The sequence below is a fragment of the Vibrio cincinnatiensis genome (assembly GCF_022113815.1).
In the GTDB taxonomy this organism is placed as follows: domain Bacteria; phylum Pseudomonadota; class Gammaproteobacteria; order Enterobacterales; family Vibrionaceae; genus Vibrio; species Vibrio cincinnatiensis_A.
The window spans coordinates 1-1,684 of record NZ_SGOM01000051.1; the positions used below are offsets into that span (position 1 = coordinate 1).

The following is a 1,684-nucleotide window of genomic DNA, read 5'->3' on the forward strand; positions in this document are numbered from 1 at the left end:
GTGAGTGATAGGTTCAAAGCTAATTTTTATCATCTCCGCAGCCCTTATATATCAACGATCTTCATGCGGTTTCCCTGGCAAGCACTCGGAATTCACAGCATCAATTTACATAAAACCGCGACAGCTTTATTCAATTGCCGACAAACACGCACGAATGGCCGAAGGAACAAAGAAAAGGCCACAACCGATTGATTTTGTGAGATTAAGCATAACGCCCGCCTAAGGGGCTGACAACGCATAACACAAAACTCAAACACAACAACTGTAACCACCGCGGCTCAATGGGACTGGAAACGCCGCGCGTTGACAGTCCCTCTTGAGGCGTTTGTTATAACCGTTTTTCCATTCGCACCAGATCCCATAACTTACCATTAAAAGCTCTTGTACCAATTTCTGTCGAAACCACTTCAAAACCTAATGACTCATAGCATTTTCTAGCAACTGTGTTCTGTTCAAAAACGCCTAAGCTAAGCTTGGTTGCAGAAAAATCTAATCGGGCTTTATCGATTAATAACATCAACATCGATTTTGATAGCCCTTGCCCACGATAAGCATTTGAAATAAAAACACGGCAAATCCGATATTGCTCATCGGTGACTTTGTACAACTCAACAAACCCGGCATGTCTACCTTTCACTTTTAGCAGATAGGGAAATACTTCCGCTTTGCTACAGTGGGAATGGATCTGTTCATAAGTCAGCGGGAAAACATACGCAGGGCCACCCCATAAATAGTTCAACTCATCTGAGTCAATCCATTTTATAAGCAGGTCAAAATCCGATTCTTGAAACTCTTCTAAGTTCATGATTTCCCATTAGGTTATAACGCCCTGCTAAGGGGTGAGCAATGCACTGCAAAAGCTACCGCATACCATCGTAGTCACGCAACTCACCGCATGCTGAAAATGCCACGCATTGCGAATCCCTCTTAAGCAGTTTGTTAGGTTTTTGGGACTCGAAGTACTTGAGCAGTTTTTCTACGCTGAATTTAAGTAATAGCCGGTCTGTATCAGTAAATTCCCCTTCATGTATGATTATTTCATTTAGCTGATAGCCAGAATCTAGCTGGACAAGGTACTTTTTGAAATCGATTTGCTTCTTAGTGTCGTTGAAAATTTTCGCTAACTCGGGTTCATTTATAGTAATTGAATCTATCTGCCACTTAAAACCTGTCCGTTTGATGACAAATAGATCTGCTACATAGTCGAGGTCATTTGATAGCTTAAAAAAACTACTTTTCTCAGTCTGCGACAGGTTTATGCTTACCCTTATCCCTTGATTATTGATAAAAGGGAACCAGTAATTTTCTTTTTTGAGATTAATGGAAAAGTTGCTACTGTCCAGTAAATCAAATCGTTTCAGCAAGCTAACAGTGAAAACAAACATATCTTGATCACAGTGTGAATCGAAGTTTTGGTCGTTACCAGTAACAACCTTAATGCATTCACTTGAGAAGTCTTCATTCTTAAGCTTGATGAATAATTCACCTATAATCTCGTCTGCACGACTGTTTTCACCAGCAACACTTACTAAAAAAAAGAATGACGCCACCGCTGCTAAAGAAATAACTCCAAATACCTTGCTCATTAACAATCCTTTGAACTAAACTAGTGTACCCCACGAAAAGTGGACACAACATAACTACACACTTTCAAACACCACTGGACTCACATAGCCCAACGCTG

Annotated in this window: 2 protein-coding genes; both read right to left on the minus strand. The window is 40.6% G+C overall.

The window, feature by feature from the left end:
* Positions 1 to 328: 328 nt before the first annotated feature.
* Positions 329 to 805, minus strand: a complete 477-nt coding sequence (locus tag EXA13_RS16510; RefSeq protein ID WP_001047180.1) for a GNAT family N-acetyltransferase — start codon at positions 803 to 805, stop codon at positions 329 to 331.
* Positions 806 to 860: 55 nt separating this feature from the next.
* Complete coding sequence (locus tag EXA13_RS16515; protein WP_039438385.1) at positions 861 to 1,586, minus strand: hypothetical protein; 726 nt, start codon at positions 1,584 to 1,586, stop codon at positions 861 to 863.
* Between the last annotated feature and the right edge of the window lie 98 nt (positions 1,587 to 1,684).